The sequence below is a fragment of the Nonomuraea sp. NPDC048826 genome (assembly GCF_043198225.1).
Classification (GTDB): Bacteria; Actinomycetota; Actinomycetes; order Streptosporangiales; family Streptosporangiaceae; genus Nonomuraea.
The window spans coordinates 616,855-638,905 of sequence record NZ_JBICUQ010000002.1; the positions used below are offsets into that span (position 1 = coordinate 616,855).

At 71.8% G+C, this 22,051-nt stretch carries 24 protein-coding genes; 16 read left to right on the forward strand and 8 right to left on the reverse strand.

The features are described 5' to 3' along the window. Positions 1–8 precede the first annotated feature (8 nt). The gene (locus ACGFI7_RS08490) at positions 9–677 is read left to right on the forward strand and encodes a DsbA family protein (protein ID WP_393400878.1); all 669 of its coding nucleotides are present in this window, start codon (positions 9–11) and stop codon (positions 675–677) included. Here ACGFI7_RS08490 and ACGFI7_RS08495 read toward each other — a convergent pair. Further along, entirely contained in the window at positions 662–1,537 is an 876-nt protein-coding gene (locus ACGFI7_RS08495) for an LLM class flavin-dependent oxidoreductase (protein ID WP_393401907.1), read from the reverse strand. The two genes, ACGFI7_RS08490 and ACGFI7_RS08495, sit on opposite strands and share 16 nt — an antisense overlap. 55 nt (positions 1,538–1,592) lie before the next feature. Between ACGFI7_RS08495 and ACGFI7_RS08500 the strand changes: the two genes are divergently transcribed. Beyond that, the gene (locus ACGFI7_RS08500; RefSeq protein ID WP_393400881.1) at positions 1,593–2,030 is read left to right on the forward strand and encodes a MarR family winged helix-turn-helix transcriptional regulator; all 438 of its coding nucleotides are present in this window, start codon (positions 1,593–1,595) and stop codon (positions 2,028–2,030) included. Here ACGFI7_RS08500 and ACGFI7_RS08505 read toward each other — a convergent pair. Continuing rightward, the gene (locus ACGFI7_RS08505; protein WP_393400883.1) at positions 1,991–2,629 is read right to left on the reverse strand and encodes a thymidine kinase; all 639 of its coding nucleotides are present in this window, start codon (positions 2,627–2,629) and stop codon (positions 1,991–1,993) included. The genes ACGFI7_RS08500 and ACGFI7_RS08505 overlap by 40 nt on opposite strands. 74 nt (positions 2,630–2,703) lie before the next feature. On the opposite strand from ACGFI7_RS08505, the gene ACGFI7_RS08510 reads away from it, so the two are divergent. Genes ACGFI7_RS08510 through ACGFI7_RS08520 form a run of 3 tightly spaced genes read left to right on the forward strand, consistent with a single transcriptional unit; the run spans position 2,704 to position 6,886 of the window. Continuing rightward, positions 2,704–3,075 (forward strand): hypothetical protein, encoded by a 372-nt coding sequence (locus tag ACGFI7_RS08510; RefSeq protein WP_393400885.1) that lies wholly within the window; start codon positions 2,704–2,706, stop codon positions 3,073–3,075. 6 nt (positions 3,076–3,081) lie between these two features. Beyond that, positions 3,082–5,085 (forward strand): hydantoinase/oxoprolinase family protein, encoded by a 2,004-nt coding sequence (locus ACGFI7_RS08515; protein WP_393400888.1) that lies wholly within the window; start codon positions 3,082–3,084, stop codon positions 5,083–5,085. Beyond that, entirely contained in the window at positions 5,078–6,886 is a 1,809-nt protein-coding gene (locus ACGFI7_RS08520; protein WP_393400890.1) for a hydantoinase B/oxoprolinase family protein, read from the forward strand. The genes ACGFI7_RS08515 and ACGFI7_RS08520 overlap by 8 nt, the downstream gene beginning before the upstream one ends. Positions 6,887–6,890: 4 nt before the next feature. Here the strand turns inward: ACGFI7_RS08520 and ACGFI7_RS08525 are convergent, their stop codons facing one another. Further along, on the reverse strand, positions 6,891–8,096 hold the full coding sequence (locus tag ACGFI7_RS08525; RefSeq protein WP_393400892.1) for a hypothetical protein: 1,206 nt from the start codon (positions 8,094–8,096) through the stop codon (positions 6,891–6,893). A gap of 128 nt (positions 8,097–8,224) precedes the next feature. Here ACGFI7_RS08525 and ACGFI7_RS08530 point away from each other — a divergent pair, with 128 nt between their 5' ends. Beyond that, positions 8,225–8,779: an NUDIX domain-containing protein gene (locus ACGFI7_RS08530; protein WP_393400894.1), complete on the forward strand. Its 555-nt coding sequence runs from the start codon at positions 8,225–8,227 to the stop codon at positions 8,777–8,779. On the opposite strand, the gene ACGFI7_RS08535 is transcribed toward ACGFI7_RS08530, so the two are convergent. Beyond that, a complete protein-coding gene (locus tag ACGFI7_RS08535) occupies positions 8,760–9,770 on the reverse strand; it encodes a S66 peptidase family protein (RefSeq protein WP_393400897.1) in 1,011 nt (336 codons plus the stop codon). The genes ACGFI7_RS08530 and ACGFI7_RS08535 overlap by 20 nt on opposite strands. Before the next feature lie 348 nt (positions 9,771–10,118). On the opposite strand from ACGFI7_RS08535, the gene ACGFI7_RS08540 reads away from it, so the two are divergent. Further along, the gene (locus ACGFI7_RS08540) at positions 10,119–11,345 is read left to right on the forward strand and encodes a hypothetical protein (protein WP_393400900.1); all 1,227 of its coding nucleotides are present in this window, start codon (positions 10,119–10,121) and stop codon (positions 11,343–11,345) included. Between the two features lie 55 nt (positions 11,346–11,400). Here ACGFI7_RS08540 and ACGFI7_RS08545 read toward each other — a convergent pair whose 3' ends face one another. Next, on the reverse strand, positions 11,401–11,658 hold the full coding sequence (locus ACGFI7_RS08545; RefSeq protein ID WP_393400902.1) for a hypothetical protein: 258 nt from the start codon (positions 11,656–11,658) through the stop codon (positions 11,401–11,403). A gap of 73 nt (positions 11,659–11,731) precedes the next feature. Here ACGFI7_RS08545 and ACGFI7_RS08550 point away from each other — a divergent pair, with 73 nt between their 5' ends. After that, positions 11,732–12,400: a histidine phosphatase family protein gene (locus ACGFI7_RS08550; RefSeq protein WP_393400905.1), complete on the forward strand. Its 669-nt coding sequence runs from the start codon at positions 11,732–11,734 to the stop codon at positions 12,398–12,400. Positions 12,401–12,448: 48 nt separating this feature from the next. Here the strand turns inward: ACGFI7_RS08550 and ACGFI7_RS08555 are convergent, their stop codons facing one another. Further along, a complete protein-coding gene (locus ACGFI7_RS08555) occupies positions 12,449–13,003 on the reverse strand; it encodes a uridine kinase (RefSeq protein WP_393400908.1) in 555 nt (184 codons plus the stop codon). 76 nt (positions 13,004–13,079) lie between these two features. Between ACGFI7_RS08555 and ACGFI7_RS08560 the strand changes: the two genes are divergently transcribed. From ACGFI7_RS08560 to ACGFI7_RS08570, 3 genes are all read left to right on the forward strand, one after another. Continuing rightward, positions 13,080–14,237, forward strand: a complete 1,158-nt coding sequence (locus ACGFI7_RS08560; RefSeq protein WP_393400911.1) for a CaiB/BaiF CoA transferase family protein — start codon at positions 13,080–13,082, stop codon at positions 14,235–14,237. A 43-nt stretch (positions 14,238–14,280) separates the two neighbouring features. Then, positions 14,281–15,768 carry a carboxyl transferase domain-containing protein gene (locus tag ACGFI7_RS08565; RefSeq protein ID WP_393400913.1) on the forward strand — a complete coding sequence of 496 codons (1,488 nt, stop codon included), beginning with the start codon at positions 14,281–14,283 and terminating at the stop codon, positions 15,766–15,768. A gap of 100 nt (positions 15,769–15,868) precedes the next feature. Beyond that, a complete protein-coding gene (locus ACGFI7_RS08570) occupies positions 15,869–16,978 on the forward strand; it encodes a ring-opening amidohydrolase (protein WP_393400915.1) in 1,110 nt (369 codons plus the stop codon). Here ACGFI7_RS08570 and ACGFI7_RS08575 read toward each other — a convergent pair. Next, positions 16,975–18,141, reverse strand: a complete 1,167-nt coding sequence (locus ACGFI7_RS08575) for a pyridoxal phosphate-dependent aminotransferase (protein ID WP_393400917.1) — start codon at positions 18,139–18,141, stop codon at positions 16,975–16,977. The two genes, ACGFI7_RS08570 and ACGFI7_RS08575, sit on opposite strands and share 4 nt — an antisense overlap. A 99-nt stretch (positions 18,142–18,240) precedes the next feature. Between ACGFI7_RS08575 and ACGFI7_RS08580 the strand changes: the two genes are divergently transcribed. From ACGFI7_RS08580 to ACGFI7_RS08600, 5 genes are read left to right on the forward strand one after another with little or no spacing between them, the layout of a single operon-like run. Continuing rightward, positions 18,241–19,161, forward strand: coding sequence for a DUF418 domain-containing protein (locus ACGFI7_RS08580; protein WP_393400919.1), 921 nt, complete (start codon positions 18,241–18,243; stop codon positions 19,159–19,161). Beyond that, a complete protein-coding gene (locus ACGFI7_RS08585) occupies positions 19,121–19,912 on the forward strand; it encodes a carbon-nitrogen hydrolase family protein (RefSeq protein WP_393400921.1) in 792 nt (263 codons plus the stop codon). The genes ACGFI7_RS08580 and ACGFI7_RS08585 overlap by 41 nt, the downstream gene beginning before the upstream one ends. 10 nt (positions 19,913–19,922) lie before the next feature. Next, positions 19,923–20,369 (forward strand): hypothetical protein, encoded by a 447-nt coding sequence (locus ACGFI7_RS08590; RefSeq protein ID WP_393400923.1) that lies wholly within the window; start codon positions 19,923–19,925, stop codon positions 20,367–20,369. Next, positions 20,366–20,758, forward strand: a complete 393-nt coding sequence (locus ACGFI7_RS08595; protein ID WP_393400926.1) for a hypothetical protein — start codon at positions 20,366–20,368, stop codon at positions 20,756–20,758. Before ACGFI7_RS08590 ends, ACGFI7_RS08595 begins: the two co-directional genes overlap by 4 nt. Positions 20,759–20,771: 13 nt before the next feature. Then, positions 20,772–21,437 carry an alpha/beta fold hydrolase gene (locus ACGFI7_RS08600; RefSeq protein ID WP_393400928.1) on the forward strand — a complete coding sequence of 222 codons (666 nt, stop codon included), beginning with the start codon at positions 20,772–20,774 and terminating at the stop codon, positions 21,435–21,437. A gap of 6 nt (positions 21,438–21,443) precedes the next feature. On the opposite strand, the gene ACGFI7_RS08605 is transcribed toward ACGFI7_RS08600, so the two are convergent. Next, complete coding sequence (locus tag ACGFI7_RS08605) at positions 21,444–21,986, reverse strand: TetR family transcriptional regulator (RefSeq protein WP_393400931.1); 543 nt, start codon at positions 21,984–21,986, stop codon at positions 21,444–21,446. Positions 21,987–22,051 lie beyond the last annotated feature (65 nt).

The window sequence follows — 22,051 nt, forward strand, 5'->3', positions numbered from 1 at the left end:
CACCAGTCATGAAGGTCGAGATCTTTTCCGACGTGGTCTGCCCTTGGTGTTACGTCGGGCACGCCCGGTTCGCCCGCGCCGCACAGGAGTTCCGCGACAAGGGCGGGTCCATCGAGGTCGTCATGCGTCCCTTCCAGCTGTCCCCGGACGCGCCCGCCGAGGGCGAGCCGGTGCTGGAGGCGCTGGAGCGCAAGTTCGGCCCCGGCGCGAGTCAGATGGTCACCCGGGTGGTCGATCTGGCCGCCGACGACGGTCTCGACCTCCGCTTCGACCGGGCGATCAGCACCAGCACGCTGGAGGCGCACCGCCTCGTCGAGGTCGCCACCGGCCAGGGCCTGGGCGAGGAGATGGCCGAGCGGCTGTTCCGCGCCCACTTCACCGACGGGCTGAACGTCGGCGACCCCGAGGTGCTCGCCAAGCTCGCCGCCGAGGTGGGCGTGCGCGACACCGGGGAGGGCGCGGCCGAGGTCCGCGACCAGATCGACCGCGCCCGGCGGCTGGGCATCACGGGCGTGCCGCTGTTCCTGTTCGAGGGGCAGTTCGCGGTGTCCGGCGCGCAGCCGCTGGCGACCCTCACGGCGGCCATCGACGAGGTGGCCGAGCGCGTCGGCGAGACCCCGATCCAGCAGCTCGCCACCCCGGGCGACGGCTGCGACGACGGCTACTGCGCGGTCTGAGCCACGATCTCGTCGGCCACCCACCGCACCGCCCCCGGGGAGAACGGCGGCCTGAGGTTGATCACGATGTGGGTCACCCCCACGGCCAGCAGGTCGCGCACGGTCCGCCGCGTCCCCTCCGGGTCGTCCAGGTCGGCTATGACCTGCGTGGAGCGGAGGATCTCCGCCGGGTCCCTGCCGATGGCCGCGCAGTGCCCGTCGAGCACCTCGGCTCGCTCGGCGAGATACCCCACCGAGTTGTGCGGCGGTCCGGGAACGTTCCAGATGTCGGCGTGCTCGGCCACCACCCGCAGGGTCCTGGCGCCCCACCCGCCGATCATGATGGGCGGCGCCTGCGCCGGCTTCGGCGCGCACACGACGTTCCGCAGCCGGTAATACTCCCCGTCGACGTCGAACCCGTCCTCGCGCCACATCCGCTTGATGATCGTCAGCGCCTCGGCGAGCCGCGCCACGCCCTCGCCTGGGGTGGCGACCCGCAGGCCGTACGCCTCGTACTCGCGCGGCACGTACGTGTCTCCCGGCTGGTGCGTGCCGCCCACGCCGATCCCGAGCACCAGCCGTCCGGGCGCGATGGCGTCCACGGTGGCGGCGATCTTCGCCAGCACCGCCGGCGGCCGGACCGGATTGCCCGTCACCATCAGCCCGAACCCGATCCGCTCGGTCCGCGCGGCGAGCGCCGCGAGCATGGTCCACCCCTCGTGGATGTCGGCGTCCACCGGCCCGAACAGCGGCAGCAGGTGATCCCACAGCCAGGCGTGCTCGATGGCGGGCTCGGCGTCCGCCTCCTGCCAGACCCGCAGCAGATCCCGGTACGAGACGCCGACGGGCACGGTCTTGATGCCGAAGCTCGGCATGTACATCAGCTCCACTGATTGTCAGTACGACTGATGATTAACGTAGTGCGAGAATCGAGCCGTGTCGAGACCTCTTGCGTACCTCCTCAAGCACGCCCAGCTCAGGCTGGCCGCGCTGACCGGCCCCGCGCTGGAGCCGTACGGGATCGACGGGCGCGAGCTGGCCGTGCTGCGCGTCCTCGACGCGCCCGAGCCGCTCTCGCAGCAGCAGGCCGCTCAGCGGCTCGACATCGACCGCACCACCATGGTCGCGCTCATCGACTCCCTGGAGGGCAAGGGCCTGGTGTCACGCCGCCCGCACCCCGCCGACCGCCGCAAGAACGCCGTCGAGCCGACCCCCGGCGGGCGCGAGACCCTGCGCGGGGCCACGGAGGCCGCGGCCGCCGCCGAGCGCGCCTTCCTGGCCGGGCTGCCCGAGCAGGACGCCCGGCTGCTGCGCGCCGCGCTCGACCGGCTCGTTCAGGACCCGGTGCCCTCGCCGAGCAGCCCCGAGCGGTGATGGCGGCGGCACAGCACCTGATAGCGCACCGGTGAGGCGTCGGTGTCACCGATCACCACCTGCTCGCCCGTGCGCGCCATCTCGCCGCCCACCACCCGCGCGTTGAGCAGCCCCGGCCGCCCGCACCAGCACAGCACCTCGACCTGCAGCCGGCACACCTCGTCGGCCAGCTCGAACAACCGCTGCGCGGCGGGGAACAGCACCGAGCGGAAGTCGGAGGCCAGCCCGAACGCGTACACGTCGACGCCGTGCTCGTCCACCAGGTCGGCGAGCTGCTCGATCTGCTCCACCGTGTAGAAGCACGCCTCGTCGCAGATCAGGTAGTCGATCCGGTCGTGCCCGCGCACCAGCTCCACCAGGTCCATCGAGTCGACCACCTCGACGGCCTCCAGGCCGAGCCCGATCCTGCTGGTGACCCTCGGCTGGCCGGACCGGTCGTGCTTGGTCAGCACCAGCCCGCGCCTGCCCTGGCGGCCGTGGTTGTAGTTCATCTGCAGGGCCAGGGTCGACTTCCCGCAGTCCATCGGCCCGAAGTAGAACTTGAGCAGGGCGTCACGGGACCCACGGGGCACAGGGGAGAGCGCGGACACTTCAGTCACGGGGTGCCACCTTAGCGCTTGGCTTGATCCCTGACCTCATGGGAGATTTCTCCTCTGGATATCAGGAGGAACACGTGGTCACCGACAAACCCCCAACGCTCGACGCCATGATGACGCCGGACGATGTCACCGCCGCCCAGGCCGACGCGGCGCGGTGGCGGTACGGCTTCTTCGTGGTGCTCACGGGCATCGTCGCGACACTGATCGCGTTCGGCGCGGCCGTGTACGCCACCGGGGAGTCCGCCGCCCTGTTCGCCGGCGTGGCCGGCGTGGTCGGTACCATCATCGGAGCGTACTTCGGCGTGCAGGCTGGACAGTCGGGTAGGGCCAGGGTGGAGGCCGAGCTCGCCAAGGCCCAGGAGCTCGTGGTCCGGCTCGCCGCCTACGTCGGCACCGAGAACGCGCCCCGGGTCGTCGACGAAGTGCTCGGCCGGCGCCGAAGCTGAGGAGCCATGCGTAGCGTCCGAATCGGAGTCGACACCGGCGGCACCTTCACCGACGTGGTGGCGGTGGACGAGGAGACCGGTGAGATCGTCACCACCAAGACCCCGTCGACCCCCGCGAACCCGGCCGACGGGTTCATCGCCGGCATCGAGAAGCTGGGCGAGCTCGACGTGTCCGCCATCGTGCACGGCACCACCGTGGCCACCAACCAGCTGCTCGAGGACCGCATCGCCAACCTCGGGCTGATCACGACCGAGGGCTTCGAGTTCATCCTGGAGATCGGGCGGCAGAGCGTGCCCGACGGCTACGGCAACTCCTACTTCTGGGTCAAGCCGCCCCGCATCGTGCCCGTCCACCTGGTGCGGACCGTCGGCGGCCGGCTCGACCACCACGGCGCGGAGGTCCGCCCGTTCGACGAGGCCCAGGCCGTCGAGGTGGCCCGGTGGTACCGTTCGCGCGGCATCACCGCGCTCGGCGTCTGCTTCCTGCACTCCTACGCCAACCCCGGCCACGAGCGCCGGATGCGCGAGGTGCTGGCCCGCGAGTTCCCCGAGGCCGTGGTCTCGCTCTCCAGCGACGTGCTGCGCGAGTACCGCGAGTACGAACGGGCCGTCACCACGCTGGTCGACGCCGCGGTCAAGCCCGCCATGCGGGCCTACATCGCCAACCTGTCCAGCCGGCTCGGCCGCCCGTTCTCGGTGATGAAGTCCAACGGCGGCGTGCTGTCGGCCCGCGAGGTGGTCAACCAGCCCATCTCCACCGTCCTGTCCGGCCCGGCGGCGGGCGCGCTCGGCGCGGCCCTCATCGCCGCCAACGCCGGGCACCAGAGCGTGATCACCCTGGACGGCGGCGGCACCTCCACCGACGTGACCGTGGTGGTCGACGGTGACCCGTCCGTCACCACCGAGGGCAGCGTCGGCCGCTTCCCGTGCAAGATCCCGATGATCGACATCGTCACCGTCGGCGCGGGCGGCGGCTCGGTCGCCTGGATCTCGCCCGAGGGCACGCTCAAGGTCGGCCCGCGCTCGGCCGGCGCCGACCCCGGCCCGCTCTGCTACCGGCGCGGCGGCACCGAGGTCACCGTCACCGACGCGCACGTCTACCTCCGCCGGATCCCGCCCCACCTGCTCGGCGGCGAGATCCCGCTCGACTACGACGCCGCCCGGATGGGCATCGAGGCGCTGGCCGACAAGCTCGACCTCACCCCCGAGCGCACCGCCACCGGCATCCTGGAGATCAGCGCCTTCAACCAGAGCAACGCGATCCGCCAGCTCACCGTCAAGCGCGGGCTGGACGTGCGCGACTTCCCGCTGGTGACGTTCGGCGGGTCCGGGCCGCTGCTGGCCTGCCGGCTGATCGACATCCTCGGCCTGCCCGCGGTGATCGTCCCGCCCGAGCCCGGCAACGTCTCCGCGTTCGGCCTGCTCACCGTGGACGTCAAGAACGACTACGTGCGCACGTACGTCACCCGCGACCTCGCGCTCAGCAAGGCCGCGCAGATCTTCGGCGAGCTGGAGGGCCAGGCCGCCGAGGAGCTCGAACGCGAGGGCTTCGACGAGCCCGTCTTCGCGCGCAGCGCCGACCTGCGCTACTACGGGCAGGCGTACGAGGTGCGGGTGCCCGCCCCGGCCGGCCCGCTCGACGAGGAGTGGCGGCAGGAGGTCACCGGCCGCTTCCACGACGCGCACGAGAAGCTGTACGGGTACGCCTACCGCGACGATCCCCGCCACGCCGTCGAATGGGTCAACCTGCGCGTCTCCGGCATCGGGCCCATCACCCGGCCGGTGATCCGGCGCGACCCGTACCCGAAGACCGAGCCCGTCGAGGCGAGCAGGCGCGTGATCTTCGAGGAGCCGCACGACACCCCGATCATCCAGCGCGCCGCGCTGGAGGCCGGCGCCGTCATCCACGGCCCGGCCGTCATCGAGGAGTACGGCTCCACCATCCCTCTGCACCCCGGTTTCACCGCCACGGTGGACGAGTACGGCAACGTGGAGATCCGTCGTGACTGACCCGATCCTGATCGAGATCGTCGAGGGCACTCTCGCCTCCGTGGAGAAGGAGGTCGAGACCGCCATCGCGCGCACCGCCAGGTCGCCCATGATCCGCGACGCGCACGACTTCCGCGCGGGCATCCACGACCGCAGGATGCGCAAGCTGACCGGCCGCTCCTACAGCGCGCTGGTCCAGCCGATCGTCCGCGACTTCCCGATCGACACCATGAAGCCAGGCGACGTCTACTTCCACAACGACGTCTACCTGTCGGAAGGCGGCATCGGCCACCTGCCCGACCTGTGCGTCACCGTCCCCGTCTTCCACCAGGACGAGGTGGTGGCGTTCGTGCAGGCGTTCGGGCACCACGACGACATCGGCGGGGCCGTGCCCGGCTCGATGCCGTCGCACGCCCGCTCGGCGTACGAGGAAGGGCTCATGGTCCCGCCGATCAAGCTGTGGGACCAGGGCGTGCCCAACCAGGCCGCGCTGCGCATCATGACCCGCAACTCCCGGATGCCCGACTCGCTCGCCGGCGACCTCGACGCCGAGTGCTCCGCCTGCCTCATGGGCGCGCGGCGGCTGGGCGAGCTGTTCGAGCGGTACGGGCGCGACGAGGTCGAGGCGTGCTTCGACGCCATCATCGGCAAGACCACCGAGACGTTCCGGCGCGAGCTGCTGGCCAAGATCCCCGAGGGCTCCTACGTGTGGGAGGACTACGCCGAGCACGACGGCGTCGACGAGCCCCGCCTGCACGCCCAGCGGATCACGCTCACCGTCGACCACGCCGCCGAGGCGCCGCTGACCATCGACTTCACCGGCACGTCCCCGCAGGCCAAGGGGCCGATCAACCACGCGGGCGACTACGCCGAAGGCGTGTTCCTGAAGAAGTGGCTGGCCCCCATCCTGCGCAACCTCGCCGACACGCCGGAGCGGATGGCCGAGCTGGACGTCAACGAGGGCGTCGTGCCGCTGATCAAAATGATCTTCCCGGAGAAGGGCACCCTGCTCACGCCGGTCTTCCCCGCGCCCACCAACGCCCGCACGTTCGTCATCCTGCGCCTGCTCGGCGTGCTGGCCGGGGTGCTGGCCAAGGCCACCGGCGGGCGGATGCCGGCCGACCAGGAGACGATCCGCTACACGGGCGTGTACGGCACGGACGCCGACGGTCAGCCCTACCTGATGCGGGAGGTGCTGGGCGGCGGCTCCGGCGGGCGCTGGTACGCCGACGGCGAGGACACCATCCACATCGTGCCCGACTCGCGCAACATCCCGGTGGAGTTCGCCGAGGCCCGCTGGCCGTTCCGGGTCGAGCGCCTCGGCCTCGCCTGCGACTCGGGCGGGCCCGGCATGTTCCGCGGCGGCCTCGGCTACGACAAGCACATCCGGATGCTGCGCGACGCCTCGTACATGTCCATCGCCGACCGGTCCATCCTGTCCTGCTGGGGCGTCAACGGCGGCCTCGCCGGGCGGCCCTTCCGGGTCGAGATCGCGGGCAAGGAGATGGACGGCCTCGTCGACGACCACCCGGTCCAGGCGGGCGACGTCATCCGCATCCGCACCACGGGCGGCGGCGGGTGGGGCTCCCCGTACGACCGCGACCCCCGCGCGGTGGCGGCCGACGTCAGGGACGGCAAGGTCTCGATCGCCGGCGCGCTCGGCGACTACGGGGTCGTCCTCGACGGCGACCGCATCGACGAGCAGGGCACGGCCGAGCTCCGCGCCAACCTCAGGCCCCCGGCCGACCGCTTCTTCGACCGGGGCCCCGGCTACCCGAAGCTGTCGGGCGGACGCTCCTTCGCGGAAGTGGACGAACTGTAGCCCGTCACAGGGTGAGCCTGTACAACGTGAGCGGCCGCCCGCTGGATCCGCTGGTCAGGTTGCCGGTGCGTTCGGCGAGGCCGGCCAGCTCCAGGCGGTGCAGCATGCGGCGGGCGGTGCGCTGCTGGACGGCGAGCCGGTCGGCGATCTCCCGGGTCGTCAGCGGCTCGTCGCCGGCCGCCCGGCGCGCCTCCAGGAGCTTCTCCAGCGTCGGCACCGACAGGCCGACGCGGCGGGCGATCACCGACAGGTTCTGCGCGCCGGCCGGCCCGGACGGGACCGACTCCAGCACGATGTCGGTGTCGGCGCGCAGCGACAGCACCGCCGCGACGTCGCCGATCCGGCGGGCGCGGGCCAGCGCCCGGCGGGCCAGGCTCTCCGCCTCGGCGGCGCTGCGGCCCAGGCCGAACCCGGCCCGCACGACGTCGTTCCGCGCGGCCAGCCGGGCCAGCAGCGGCAGCCCGGTGAAACCGCCCGTGGCGTCGTGCAGCGGCCCGCGCGTGGTGACCAGCAGGTGGGTGCCGCCGCGGAAGGCGGCCACGGTGCCGCCCAGCGCGGCCGCCTCGCGCAGCAGGCCGTCGTCGTTCGCCACCTCGACGAGGCCGAGCGCGATCTGCGCGTCCTCCTGGGCCCGGCCCTCGGCGGCCAGCAGGAGCTGGCGCAGCGCCACCCGCACCGAGTGCGGCGACGGGGCCAGCCGCAGCGCCCGCATGTCGCCGCGGAGCGCCTCGTGGACGGTGCTCAGACAGGTGATCACCGGGTGCGCGGGGCCGCGCCGGTGGAAGACGACGGCCTTCTTGGACGTCATCTCCGGCCGGTAGGGGAGCGTGCGCAGCTCGTCGGTGGGCAGCCCGGCCTCGGCGAAGGCGGCGGCGACGTCGGCGGCCGGCAGGGTGTCGATGGACAGCCGGGTCACGTCCGCGCCCTCGTGCTGGAGCCGCACCAGGGCGCTGAGCAGCGTCGCGCCCGTGTAGTCGACGAACGCGGCCGGGCGGGTGAGCGCCCCGGCGTCGCGGGAGAGCATGTACGGCACGATCCCGGTGAACAGCCAGCCCTCGACGGCCGGGGCGTGCGCCTCCACGATCGCGGGCGCCTGCGACTCGTGGTCGTAGTCCAGCCGCAGGGTGCTCGTGCCCGGCTGCTCCTCGCAGGTGGCCGCGACCTGGTCGACCAGGTCGTGCGGGCCGACGACACCGATGACGATCGCCACCCGCGTCCCCCTCTCGCTCTCATCCGGTGAGGTGCTCCGCGACGCTTCCTTCCATGGCCGGGGGCGCTGTGGCCTCATCTTGGCGCAGAACGCCGTCCCTGTCTCCGCCGACGTCTAGCATCGGGGTCATGCGCGAGGGGGAAACGATCAAACAGCTCTCGACGAAGGTGGTCTACGCCAACGCCTGGATGACGGTCAGGGAGGACGAGGTGGAGCGGCCCGACGGGTCGCGCGGCATTTTCGGCTACGTCGACAAGCCCGACTTCGCGCTCGTCATCCCGATGGAGCGCGACGGTTTCCACCTGGTGGAGGAGTACCGCTACCCGGTGCGCCGCCGGTCCTGGAGCTTCCCGCAGGGCACCGCCGTCGCGCCCACCCCCGAAGACATGGCCAAGACGGAGCTGGCGGAGGAGACCGGCCTGCGGGCGCGGGCCTGGACCCGGCTCGGCGCGCTCGACAACGCCCACGGCCTGGCCACCCAGCGGCTGCACGTCTACCTCGCCACCGGCCTGGAGACGGGGACGGCCGGCCGGGAGCACACCGAGCAGGACATGCGCCAGCGGTGGGTCAGCCGGGCCGCGTTCGAGGACATGCTCCGGGCAGGCGAGGTGGGCGACTCGGGGTCGGTCGCCGCCTACGCCCTGCTCACCCTGTACGAGCGCGTCACGCCAGCGTCTGGGTGATCTCGCCCCGTCCGTCCGCGTACGAGACCCGCGCGCGAGCGCCGTTGACCAGCGGCAGGTACGGCGGGACGTGACCGCACTCCACATCGGCGATGATCGGCACCCCGAGCCCGCCGAGAGCGTCGAGCACCGCCTCGTGCTGGGTGAGCGTGAGCAGGCCTGGCGCGCGGGTGCGCCCGGCCAGGATCGCGGTGGCGCCGTCGAAGAACCCCGCCAGGCGCATCCCGTGCAGGTTGCGGCAGATGGTGCCGGCGTCGTGCTGGTCCGCCTCGACGTACGCGATCAGCCCCTCGCCGGCCAGCGACGAGGTGTCGGCGTACCGCGTCCCGGTGATGTTGCACAGCGTCTCGACGCAGCCGCCGATCAACCGGCCCTCGGCCCGCACCGGACCGTCGCCGTCCAGCCGGGTCCAGCCGCCGGGCGTGTCGAGGGTGAACTCGTCCGCCCCGGGGGAGGTCTGCCACTCGTCGAAGCCCTGCGCCCGGTAGCGCCCCGGCGGCGTCTGGGTGAACGTCGCGCCGGACGGCAGCGCCACGATGTCGAGCCAGCCGAGCAGCCCGTCCGGGACCCGGTACGGGGTGTCCATCAGGTTGTTGCCATGGATCGTCGCCACCCCGGCCAGCAGCGTCAGCGGGGTGGTGATCGTCGACATGTCGGAGTACCCCACCACCCAGGTCGGCTCCGCCGCCCGCAGCGCCTCCCAGTCGAGCAGCGGCAGCAGGTCGATCGCGGTCTCCCCGCCCCACGGCGGCACCACCGCCTTGATCGCCGGGTCGGTGAGCATGCCCATCAGCTCACGCGCCCGCTCGGCTGCCGGGGCGCTGACGTGACCGCTCCCGTCCATGCACGCCCCGGTCACCACCTCATAGCCCCGCGCCTCGACGGTCCGGATCGCGACCTGGAGCCGGTCCTGCAGGGTCTTGTCCACGCCGCTGGAGGGAGAGGTGACGCCGATCCGGTCACCGGGCTGCAAGGGGGAAGGAAATCTCATTCTTCGCTCCTATCACCGACAGACCACCTGAAACCACGGAATATCAGCACCCCCGGCGTGAAGCTTTCCTGCAACTGAGCACTGCCAGGCTGGTCCCTTACCTCTCATGGACCTCAGGAAAGATGACCGACAACTGACATGCTCCGCTCACGAGGACTCGCCGCTTCCGTCAGCACACTGGCCGCCGGGCTCGTCATGGCAGCGGGGCCCGCTTCGCACGCCGCACCCGCCCAGCAGGCGGAGTCGAGGACGACCGCGAACGCCGTGTCGTCGAAGGCGCCGGCCACCAGCCCGACCCCCGCACCGACCCGGACGCCGCCCGTGACTCCTTCCCCCGCATGGAGCACGGTGAGGCCGCTGGCGCGGGTGCTCTCACGCGCCGACGGTCTCTACAACGCGGTCACCGGCAGGCGCTTCGTCTCCCGGGGCGCCAACTACACCCGTCTGGCCAAGAACGGACGAGGTCAGGTGTATCACTCGACCTTCGAACCGAAGACCTACGACCGCGCGAAGGTCATCGCCTTTCTGGAGCAGATGAAGCACGACGGGTACAACACGGTGCGGGTCTTCATCGATCACGGCACCGCGAGCGGTGACCACGGCCTCGGCCGCGGGACGGGCACCCACGACAAGGCGTACGGGCCGTACATGGACAACGTGGCCTCCTTCGTCATGGACGCGGCGGCCCGCGGTATCTACACGATTCCTTCGCTCGACTATTTCCCGGCCAACTCCTACTACTGGGGCATCGTCGGCAAGGAAGGCGAGGGCGACCCCGTCAACATGGCCGGCCAGAATCTCACCTACATGGAGCACGGGCGGGTGACCGCCAAGGCCGACTACGTCAAGAACTTCGCCACCGCCTTGCTGCAGCGGATCGGCCGGCAGCACCGGACGGCCATCCTGGCCTATCAAAGTGACAACGAGGTCTTCTTCGAGACGGACAAGGCGCCGTTCCACAAGATGAGCGGCTCGGTCATCCCGCTCAATGGCGTCACCTACCACATGAAGGAACGGGCCGACCGCCAGCAGGCCGCGGACGCGAGCGTGGTGGAATACAGCCTGCGGGTGAAACGCGCGCTCACCGGCGTCGATCCGGACGCCCTGCTGGCCATGGGATTCTTCAGCTATCAGGCCGTCGGCAAGAAGGGGGCCGACGGCTTCGCGGTGCACTGTGCCACCGACTGTTCCGGCAGCGTCAGGTACTGGTACCCCGTCCGGGCAGGCGTCCTGTCCCACTGGGGGGCTGTGGACCTGCTCGACCTGCACATGTACGAACATCACGGCTCGGCCGTGCTCGATCTGCACGCGATGGGCGCCCGTAAGGACCCGTACATCGTCGGCGAGTTCGGCGCCCTGAAGTCGCACTTCGGTCATAACATCACCAAGGCCGCGTACGGGATGCGAGACCTGCAGAAGGACATGTGTCGGCTGGGGGCCTCCGGCTACCTCTACTTCGCCTGGGACACCTACGAACCGCTCGCCTCGCTGGACAGCTTCTTCCAGATGTCGGAGAAGGGCGGCGCGATCAACGGCCAGCTCGCCCCGATCGTGCGCCCGGATCCATGCCGCTGACCTGAGCCGGTGCGGCGGCCGCGCGTGGTGTGCGGGGGAGCAGAGCCTCGACGTCTCAGGGGAGCAGGTCGTGCCCGGGTGCTGCCGTGGGGATGAGGAAACGGACTTTGCGGCCGCGTCGGTCCAGATAGCGGCCGCCGATGTGCCCGCCCAGATCCTCCAGCTGGGGCGTGAGCCGGTGCCGGATGGCGAGCCGATCGGGGTCGAGGTCCGCCACGAACCACGGCACCGGCTGGGGATGCGCGTGGAACTCCCGTACGGCTGCCAGGAAGGAGTCGCGGACCGTCTCGGTCGGCGGTAGCAGGGCCGGCATCCCGTCATCCTGCCAGACCGACCGTCAGTGATCTACTTTGTAAAGGCGGCGGCGCTCCGGCAAAATGGGGACCATGGGCCCACGACGCGTCATCGCGGTGCGGCACGGCGAGAGCGAGGCCAACGTCGCCTACCGCCGTGCGGGCGACCGTCCTCTGGTGTACGAGCGTGGTGACGACGAGGTGACGCTGAGCGACCTCGGCAGGGAGCAGGCCCGGGCGCTGGGTGTGATGCTGGCCGCGTTGCCGCCTGATGAGGCGCCGGAGGTGGTGTGGTGTTCGCCGTACCGGCGGGCGCTCGACACGTGGGCCGTGGCGCGGGAGGCGTGGGGCGTCGCGCCGCCGCTCACCGTGGACGGGCGGCTGCGGGACCGGGAGTGGGGGGAGCTGGCCCCGTACAACGAGGCCGCGATCGGGGAGCGGTTCCCCGAGGAGCTGGCGCGGTGGCGGGCGCAGGGGGAGTATCTCTACCGGCCGCCGGGCGGCGAGTCGTTCGGCGACGTGGCGGTGCGGCTGCGCGGCGTGTGGGGTGATCTGCGGGAGCGGGCGGACGGGCGGCGAGTGCTGATCGTCGCGCACGACGCGGTGGTGCTGGTGCTGCGCCACGTGATCGCCGAGACGCCCGACAGCGAGCTGGCCGGTCTGGCGGTGTTCGCGCCGGTGCTGAACGCGTCGGTGTCGACGTGGGGTGCGCGCGACGGCCGCCTGAGCCTGCTCGGCTTCAACGCGGTGGGTCACCTGTAGGGGGTCCCTGTGGGCGCGGTGCTGGTTCACCGCGTGCTTCCCCGTGGTTCAGGGTGGTGGGTCTTCCGTGGGGGCGGTGGAGATGATCAGGTCGGCGCGGGTGCGGGTGGCGTCGGCGGTGAACCAGTCGCGTTCGGCCGCGAACCAGGCGCGCCACCGTTCTTCCAGCCCGGGACCGTCGCGGTCCAGGACCCGCTGGAGGCGGACGTCGTCGGGGGCCTCCAGCCAGATGGTGCAGGCGATGAGGTGGGCGGCGGACTTCCTGGCCGTGCCGACGCCTTCGATGATCAGCACCGGGGCGACGGGGACGGTCACGGGTTCGGCGTATCCGCCGCGCACCCAGTCGTAGCGGCGGAAGCCGCCGGGCCGCCCTTGCCGGAGGGGCTCCAGGACCTGGTCGAAGAGTGCGTCGAACCAGGTGGCGGGGCCTTCGTCCCAGGGTACGGGGAAGTCGTCGGCGTGCACGGTCTGGCAGCTGAGCGCGGCCGCGAGCGCGTCGGCGTAGGTGGTCTTGCCGGATCCGGCGGGGCCGTCGACGGCGACGAGTCGTACGGCGCCGCATGACGGGGGGAGTGTCCGGATGCGGCGGGCCAGGGAATCCACGGGCCCAGGGTAGATGACTGGGGTGACGGGGCTGAGAGAATGTGCTCCCGCTCCGACCGCACGCAGGAGGTTGACGTTGTCAGGACCCCTCGGTGACATCGTGGTGCTGGATCTGTCGAGGGCGCTGGCCGGCCCGCACGCGGCTCAGATGCTGGGGGATCTGGGGGCGCGGGTGATCAAGGTGGAGCATCCTGGCGGAGGGGACGAGTCGAGGGGCTGGGGCCCGCCGTTCGTCGGCCCGGATCACGACATATCCACTTACTTTCTGGCGGCGAACCGCAACAAGCAGTCCATCACCGTCGACCTGAAGACCGCCGAGGGCAAGACCCTCGTCGAACGCCTGGTCCGGCAGAGCGACGTGCTGGTGGAGAACTTCCGCACCGGCGTCCTCGACCGCCTGGGCTTCACCGTCGACCGGCTGCACGAGCTGAACCCGCGCCTGGTGATCCTGTCGATCACCGGCTTCGGCCACGACGGGCCGGAGGGCGGCCGGCCGGGCTACGACCAGATCGCCCAGGGGGAGGCGGGGCTGATGTCGCTGACCGGCCCCTCGCCCGACGAGCCCTACCGGGTCGGCGCCTCGATCGCCGACCTGCTGGCGGGCATCCACGGCGCGTACGGGGTGGTCGCGGCGCTGTACGAGCGGGAGCGCACGGGCCTGGGCCGGGTGGTGCGCACCTCGCTGCTGGCGGCGGTCACCGGCGTGCACTCCTACCACGGCACGGCCTGGACGGTGGGCGGCAAGGTGCCGGGCGCGAACGGCAACCACCACGCCTCGATCGCCCCGTACGGCGCCTTCCGGTGCGCCGACGGCATGCTGCAGATCGCGGCGGCGAACGACGGCCAGTGGAGAAAGGTGGCCGCGCTACTCGACATTGATCCAGATATGGCGAAATATGCCAGCAATAGGGACAGATTCGCGCACCGGGATGAGCTGATCGCCGACATGGAGAAGGCCCTGGGCGCCCACGACCGCGCACACTGGCTGGCCAAGCTGGCGGAGGCCGGCGTGCCGGCCGGGGCGATCCGCACGCTCGACGAGGTGTACGCCTGGGACCAGACCCGTTCCCAGGGCCTGCTGGTCGAGGTGGACCACCCCGTGCTGGGCACGATCGCGCTGCCCGGCCCGCCGCTGCGCTTCGACGGGACGGACGGCGTGCGCCACACCGCCCCGCCGATGCTCGGGCAGGACGAGGGGGCCGTCCTGCGCTGGCTCGAAGAGCGTGAGGGATGATCGGGACCGGGATCCGCCTGCCGGTCGACACGAGGGAGTGATAGTGAGCCGTCCGGACGCGCGCACGTTGATCGATACGGTCCTCGACGAGGGATCGTGGCGGTCGTGGGACGTGCCGCCCGCCGAGCCGGCCGAGCCGGGCTCGTCGTACGCCGAGGAGCTGGCGGCGGCGCGGGTCAAGTCTGGCTACGACGAGGCGGTGGTGACGGGGGAGGGGCTGCTGGGCGGCCGCCGGGTGGCGGTGCTGGCGTGCGAGTTCTCGTTCATGGCCGGGTCGATCGGGGTGGCGGCGGCCGAGCGGCTGGTCACGGCGGTCGAACGGGCCACCAGGGAGCGGCTTCCGCTGCTGGCCGCCCCGGCCTCGGGCGGCACCAGGATGCAGGAGGGCGCGCTGGCCTTCGTGCAGATGATCAAGATCACCGTGGCCGTGCAGGCGCACCGCGCCGCCGGCCTGCCGTTCGTGGTCTACCTGCGGCATCCGACGACCGGCGGGGTGTTCGCCTCGTGGGGTTCGCTGGGCCACGTCACGGCGGCGGAGCCGGGCGCCCTCATCGGGTTCCTCGGGCCGCGCGTGTTCGAGTCGCTGTACGGCTACTCGTTCCCGTCGGGGGTGCAGGTGGCGGAGAACCTGTACGAGAACGGGCTGATCGACGCCGTGGTGCCGCCTGAGGACGTGCGCGAGGTGGCGATCCGGGCGCTCGGCGTGCTGTCGGCCGGCGGCGAGCGCGTCCCGGTGGGGCAGGAGCCGGAGGAGGACCTGCGGCCGGTCGAGGCGTGGGAGGCGATCACCCGGTCGCGCCGCGACGACCGGCCGGGCGTGCGCGAGCTGCTCAAGCTGGCGGCGACCGAGGTGACCCCGCTGAGCGGCAGCGGCGCGGGCGAGAACGAGCCGGGGCTGGTGCTGGCGCTGGCGCGGTTCGGCGCCGCTCCCGCCGTCGTGCTGGGGCAGGACCGGCGCGGCCAGCGGTCCCGCTCGCCGCTGGGCCCCGGCGGGCTCCGGGTGGCCAGGCGCGGCATGCGGCTGGCCGAGGAGCTGCGGCTGCCGCTGGTGACGGTGATCGACACGGCCGGGGCCGCGCTGTCGAAGGCGGCCGAGGAGGGCGGCCTGTCGGGCGAGATCGCCCGCTGCCTGGCCGAGCTGGTCACGCTCGACGCGCCGACGGTCTGCCTGCTGCTGGGCGAGGGCGCGGGCGGCGCGGCGCTGGCGCTGCTGCCGGCCGACCGGGTGCTGAGCGCCCAGCACGCGTGGCTGTCGCCGCTGCCGCCCGAGGGCGCCTCGACGATCCTCTACCGCAGCGTCGACTTCGCCCCCGAGATCGCCCAGGCCCAGCGGGTGCGCGCCACCGACCTGCGCCGCGACGGCATCGTGGACCGGGTGATCCTGGAACGGCCGGACGCCGCGTACGAGCACCGGGGTTTCTGCGAGCGGGTGGGCAGCACGCTGGAGTACGAGATCGCCATGCTGCTGCGGCACAGCCCGGCCGACCGCAAGGCGGCCCGGCTCGACCGCTACCGCAACCTGGGTGGCTAGTTGGCAGACATTGCCAGTGAAGGACCGTTTCCTGCGTCATTAGTGTGATCCCCGGGTATGCCGATCGAACGCGGCTGCACATGGCGAGAAAGGGCGCGGGATGCCGGATCCGATTGACGTGCGCAAGGTGCCGATCGAGAGCGTCACGGACGCCTCGGGGCTGGAGCGGCTCATCGACGACGGGGTGATCGAGGCGCGGCGGGTGCTCGCGGTGATCGGCAAGACCGAGGGCAACGGGGGTGTGAACGACTACACCCGCATCCTCGCCGACCGGGCCTTCCGCGACGTGCTGGCCGCCCACGGGCATCCGGCGCCGGAGAGCGTGCCGCTGGTCTGGTCGGGCGGCACCGACGGGGTGCTCAGCCCGCACGCCACGATCTTCGCGAGCATCGACCCGGCGCGGGCGCAGCCGTCGGACGAGCCGCGCCTGTCGGTCGGCGTGGCGATGAGCGACGTCATCCTGCCCGAGGACATCGGCCGGCCGGCCATGGTGGAGAAGGTCGCGGCCGGGGTGCGCGAGGCCATGAAGATCGCCGGCATCGACGACCCGCGTGACGTCCACTACGTGCAGACCAAGACGCCGCTGCTCACGCTGGCCACGATCAGCGAGGCCAAGAGCCGGGGCAAGGACACCGCGATCGAGGAGACGGGCCCGTCGATGGACCTGTCCAACTCGACGACCGCGCTCGGCATCGCGGTCGCGCTGGGCGAGATCGACATGCCGGGCGCCGACCAGATCCACAAGGACCTGTCGCTCTACTCCTCGGTCGCGTCCTGCTCGTCCGGCGTCGAGCTGGACCGGGCGCAGATCGTGCTGGTGGGCAACGTGCGCGGCGTCGGCGGCCGGTTCCGGATCGGCCACGACGTCATGCGCGACGCGCTGGACGCCGACGGCATCTGGGCGGCGATCCGCGACGCGGGCCTGCCGCTGCCCGAGCGCCCCCACCACTCCGATCTCGGGCAGCGGCTGGTCAACGTGTTCATGAAGTGCGAGGCCGACCCGTCGGGCCGGGTGCGCGGCCGGCGCAACATCATGCTCGACGACTCAGACGTCCACTGGCACCGCCAGATCAAGGCGACGGTCGGCGGCGTGGCCGCGTCGGTCACCGGCGACCCGGCGGTGTTCGTGTCGGTGGCCGCGGTGCACCAGGGCCCGTCGGGCGGCGGGCCGGTCGCGGCCATCGTCGACCTGGGCGACGACGAGGGCTAGCCCGACAGCCGCTTGAGCCGGGCCACCGCCTCGTCGATGACCTCGTCCTTCTTGCAGAAGGCGAACCTGACGAAGTGGCGGCCCCGCTCGGCGTGCTCGTAGAACACCTGGGTGGGGATGGCGACGACGCCGGCCAGCTCGGGCAGCCGGCGGGTGAGCGCCAGCCCGTCGTCGAAGCCGAGCGGCCGGATGTCGGTCTGCACGAAATAGGTGCCGGCCGGGCGGAACACCTCGAACCCGGCCGCCGCCAGCCCGTCCATGAGCCGGTCGCGCTTGTCCTGCAGCGAGGCGCGCAGCGCCGCCACCCACTCGCGCTCGTGGCGCAGCCCGTACGCGACCGCGCTCTGCCAGGGCGCGCTCGCGGTGAAGGTGAGGAACTGCTTGACCGTCTGCACCGCCGTCACCAGCGGGGCCGGGGCGCAGACCCAGCCGGTCTTCCATCCGGTGACGGAGAAGGACTTGCCGGCCGAGGAGATCATCACCGTGCGCTCGCGCATGCCCGGCAGGGTGGCCAGCGGGACGTGGGCCACGCCGTCGAAGGTCAGGTGCTCGTACACCTCGTCGGTGACGGCGATCAGGTCGTGCTCGCGGCAGAGCTCCGCGATGAGCGTCAGCTCCTCGCGGGTGAACACGGTGCCGGTCGGGTTGTGCGGCGAGTTGACCAGGATGACCCGGGTGCGCGGGGTGATCGCGGCGCGCAGCTCGGCGGGGTCGAAGGCGAACCGTCCGCCGTCGGGGCGGAGCGTCACGCCGACCAGCCGCGCCTGGGCGAGCGCGATCGAGGCCGCGTAGGAGTCGTAGTAGGGCTCGAAGGCGACCACCTCGTCGCCCGGCTCGCACAGCGCCAGGACGGAGGCCGCGATGGCCTCGGTGGCGCCGACCGTCACCAGGATCTCGCCGGCCGGGTCGTAGGAGAGGCCGTAGTGCTCCTCGCGGTGCTCGGAGATCGCCTGCCTGAGCTCCATCACGCCGGGGCCGGGAGGATACTGGTTGGCGCCGGAGCGGATGGCGAGCACCGCGCGGTCGAGCATGGCGGCCGGGCCGTCGGTGTCAGGGAAGCCCTGGCCCAGGTTGATCGCTCCGGTCCGTACGGCAAGAGCGCTCATCTCGGCGAAAATCGTGGTGCCGAAGGAGCGCATCCGGGAGACAAGTGGTTCCGTCACATGCTCAGATTAGGCCGTCGCTCCCGGGAAACGTCGGCCGGACCGCCCGGCGGGCCGGTGATCGGGGTCCGCGTGGATAGGGTGGTTCACCTGGGTTCCGTGGCGCGCATTCGTGAGCTGGACGCCCTCCGCGGGTTCGCGGTGGGCGGGATCATGCTGGTCAACACCTGGCAGCACGCCACCCACGAGCCCTACACGGCCATCGACGCGACGATCGAGGCCGCGTTCCAGAGCCGCTTCTACCCGATCTTCTCGCTGCTGTTCGGCATCAGTTTCGTGCTGTTCCTGGAGCGGGCCGGGCGGTGGGTGCTGCTGTCGCGGCTGGGCTGGCTGTTCCTGTTCGGGCTGGTCCAGCACACCTGGTACGAGGGCGAGGTGCTCACCGACTACGCCTTCTACGGGCTGATCGTGCTGCTGCCCGCGTCGTTCCTGTCGCCCGGGGTGCCGGTGCTGCTGCTCGGGCTGGGCGTGACCGTGTGGGGGGTGATGGTGGGCGGCGGGGTGCTGCTGGTGCCCGGCATGTTCGTCGTCGGCATGGCGCTGATGCAGCTGCGCCCGTCGCGTGAGCTGCTGCTGCCCGGGTTCGGGGTGAGCGCGCTGGCCGGTGTGCTGCTCACGGCGGCGGCGGCGAGCAGCGGCGACTGGACGCTCTACACGCTGGGGGCGCTGGCCGGGGCGGCCGCCTACTCGACGGGCGTGCTGCTGGTGCTGCGGCCGTGGCTATCGGCGGTGCTGGAGCCGCTGGGCAAGATGGCGCTGACCAACTACGTCACCGGCACCGTGGTCATCTTCTTCACCGGCGGGCTGGTCGACGCCGACCCCACCCGCTGGTCGGTGCTCGCCGTCGCGGGCGGCACGCTGGTCGTGCAGGCGTTGTTCAGCCGGTGGTGGCTGGGCCGGTTCCGTTACGGTCCGCTCGAATGGATCTGGCGGATGGCCACCTGGTTTCGATACGTGCCCAACCGGCTAGAGTCGGGCCGTGACGAGAATCGCCCTCTGCCAGATCCAGGTGTCACCTGATCCGTCGGTCAACCTGTCACGGGTGCGCGACGCGCTCGCCCGCGCCGAGGGCGCCGATCTCGCGATCTTCCCCGAGGCGACGCTCACCCGTTACGGCAAGCGCATCACCGAGCTGGCCGAGCCGCTCGACGGGCCGTTCGTCACCGGGGTGGCCGAGGCCGCCAGGCGGCACGGCGTGGCGGTGATCGCGGGCGTCTTCGAGCCCGGCCAGGGGCTGGTCCACAACACCGCCGTGGCGATCGACCCGTCGGGCGAGATCCGGGCCGCCTACCGCAAGATCCACCTGTTCGACTCCTTCGGCGCCAAGGAGTCGGAGCTGGTCGCGCCGGGCGCCGAGCCGGTCGTGGTGGAGCTGGCCGGCCTGCGGGTGGGGCTGGTCACCTGTTACGACGTCCGCTTCCCCGAGCTGACCAGGGCGCTGGTCGACCGGGGCGCCGAGCTGTTCGCGGTGATCGCGGCGTGGGGCTCCGGGCCGCTGAAGGAGGATCACTGGGTGACCCTGGTGCGGGCCCGCGCCCTGGAGAACACCATGTGGACCGCCGCCGTCGGCCAGGCGCCCAACCCGGGCGAGTCATCCGACGGTTATGGGGTAGGGCGCAGCATGCTGGTCGATCCGATGGGCGTGGTCCGGGCCGATCTCGGCACCCCGGCCGGGGTGCAGGTGGTCGAGCTGGATCCCGAGGCGACCGCCCGGGCCAGGGCCACCTTGCCCTGCCTCGAACATCGGGTTCTCGGGGTCAACCGATCGTAAAGTGGTCATCGTGAGCGGAACGCAGATGCAGAAGGTGGTCCCCCCGCGTCTGCTGGTGCCCTACCTGTCGGGCCAACGCACGGTCATCTCCGGTTACGTCTACCGGGTGCAGGACTGTGCCAGGCTGACCACGCCGCGCGACTACTACCACGGGTTAGACCTGTCGTTCGACGGTTCTGACCTGACCTCCGACGTCCCCGAGCTGTACGTGCTGCGCTGGCACGCCCGCGACATCGACACCTACTCCGTCCCGTACGGCCCGCACATGGGCGGCGACTGGAGCGACGGGCCGCCGTTCGCCGGCAACGGGTTCACCACCTCCCGCGAGCACGTGGTGCCGCAGTTCCACACCGTCCCGATGCCGATCCCGGCGGGCGCGCGGATCGTGCACGTCACCGGCTCCGGTGAGCGGCCGTTCGCCGAGTACGACGGGCTGACGTGGCGGCCCGCGGCATGAGCGAGGAGATCACGCCGGTCGCCTCCGGCTTCGTCGCCCGGTTCGGCGAGCTGACCCTGCCCGCGGCGCTCGGCCCCGACGACCAGGTCGTGCTGTTCAGCGAGGAGGAGCTCGACGGGTTCGAGTCCGCCTCCGGCTACTGGCGGCGCACGATCGCCCGCGCCGAGCTGGAGTGGCTGGTGCTCATCCGCACCGTCGGCGCGTTCGGCGGCGAGCCGTGCATCGTGCTGGACGAGGACGACGACGGCCTGCACATCGCCTACACCGGCCACAGCGGGATGAAGGCCGAGGCGCTGGGCTACTGGATGGTCGACCACGGCGCCTACGAGGTCGTGGTGCCGCGCGAGGAGGTCTTCTCGATCCGCGTGGAGCGGATCCCGGTGCCGTAGGGTCCCTGCTGTGATGCGTGAAGCCGACGTCAACGGGATCAGGCTGGCCTACCGGGAGGAAGGTGACCCGGCGGCCCCGGTGCTGGTGCTGCTCCACGGCCGGACCGCCGATCACCACGACTGGAACGGCTTCACCCAGCACTTCGCCGCCCGCTACCACGTCCTGGTGCCCGACCTGCGCGGCCACGGCGCGAGCGACTTCCCCGGCTCGTACCCCATCCCGGAGATGGCCGAGGACGTCGCCGCCCTGCTCGACCTGCACGGGGCCGCGAGCGCGGTGGTGATCGGCCACTCGCTCGGCGGGATGGTCGCCTACCACCTGGCCATGCGCCACCCCGGGCGGGTGACCCGGCTGGTGGTGGAGGACACCCCGCCGCCCGAGCCGATGCGCGACCGTCCGGCGCTGGTCGAGGACGGTTCCACCGGCTTCGACTGGCGGATGATGCACGACACCGAGCGGCAGTTCCTGGACCCCGATCCGGCCTGGCTGGCCGGGCTCGACCGGATCGCCGCGCCCACGCTGGTCGTCTCGGGCGGGAAGGCCAGCCCGTTCCGCGCCGAGCTGCTGGCCGCGCGCATCCCCGGCGCCCGCCTGGTCACGATCGAGGCCGGTCATCTGGTGCACGCGACCGAGCGTGAGGCGTTCCGGCGCGCGGTCGACGACTTCCTCGACGGTTGACCCGGGTCAGTCGAGGCAGGCGCGGAAGACGGCGGTCAGCCGGGTCACCAGCTCGGCGCGGCGCACCGGCGTGACCGGGCCCATGAGCTGGCGGAACTGCCCGATGCCCATGATGAGCGCGGTGGCGATGGAGGCCCGCAGCTCCGCCTGCTCGCCGTCCAGCCTGGCGGTCAGCGGCTCCAGGATGGCGATGCGGATCCGGTCGGCGGCGATGGCGCCGATCTCGGCGCTGGAGGCGGAGCGGGTCAGGGTCGCCAGCACCGGGCTGGCGACGTCCGAGCCGAGCCGGTCGGCGACGTACTCGGCCAGCCGCGCGGCCAGGTCGCCGCCGCCGTCGTCGAGCACGCCGGGGAAGCGCCCCTGCTGGGCCAGGACCTCGGCGAACAGCTCCCGCTTGGAGCCGAAGTAGCGGTTGATCAGCGCCACGTTCGCCTGTGCCTCGGCGGCGAGCATGCGCATGGTGACCTGGTCGTAGCCGTGGCGGGCGAACAGGTCGACGGCGGCGTCGAGGATGCGCCGGCGGGTGCCCTCCCGGCTCCTTGGTTCCACGCTTCTGACAATAGCCGCGCGCCGCACGGTCGATATTGCCCGCTATGGTCTGTGTGCCCGGAATG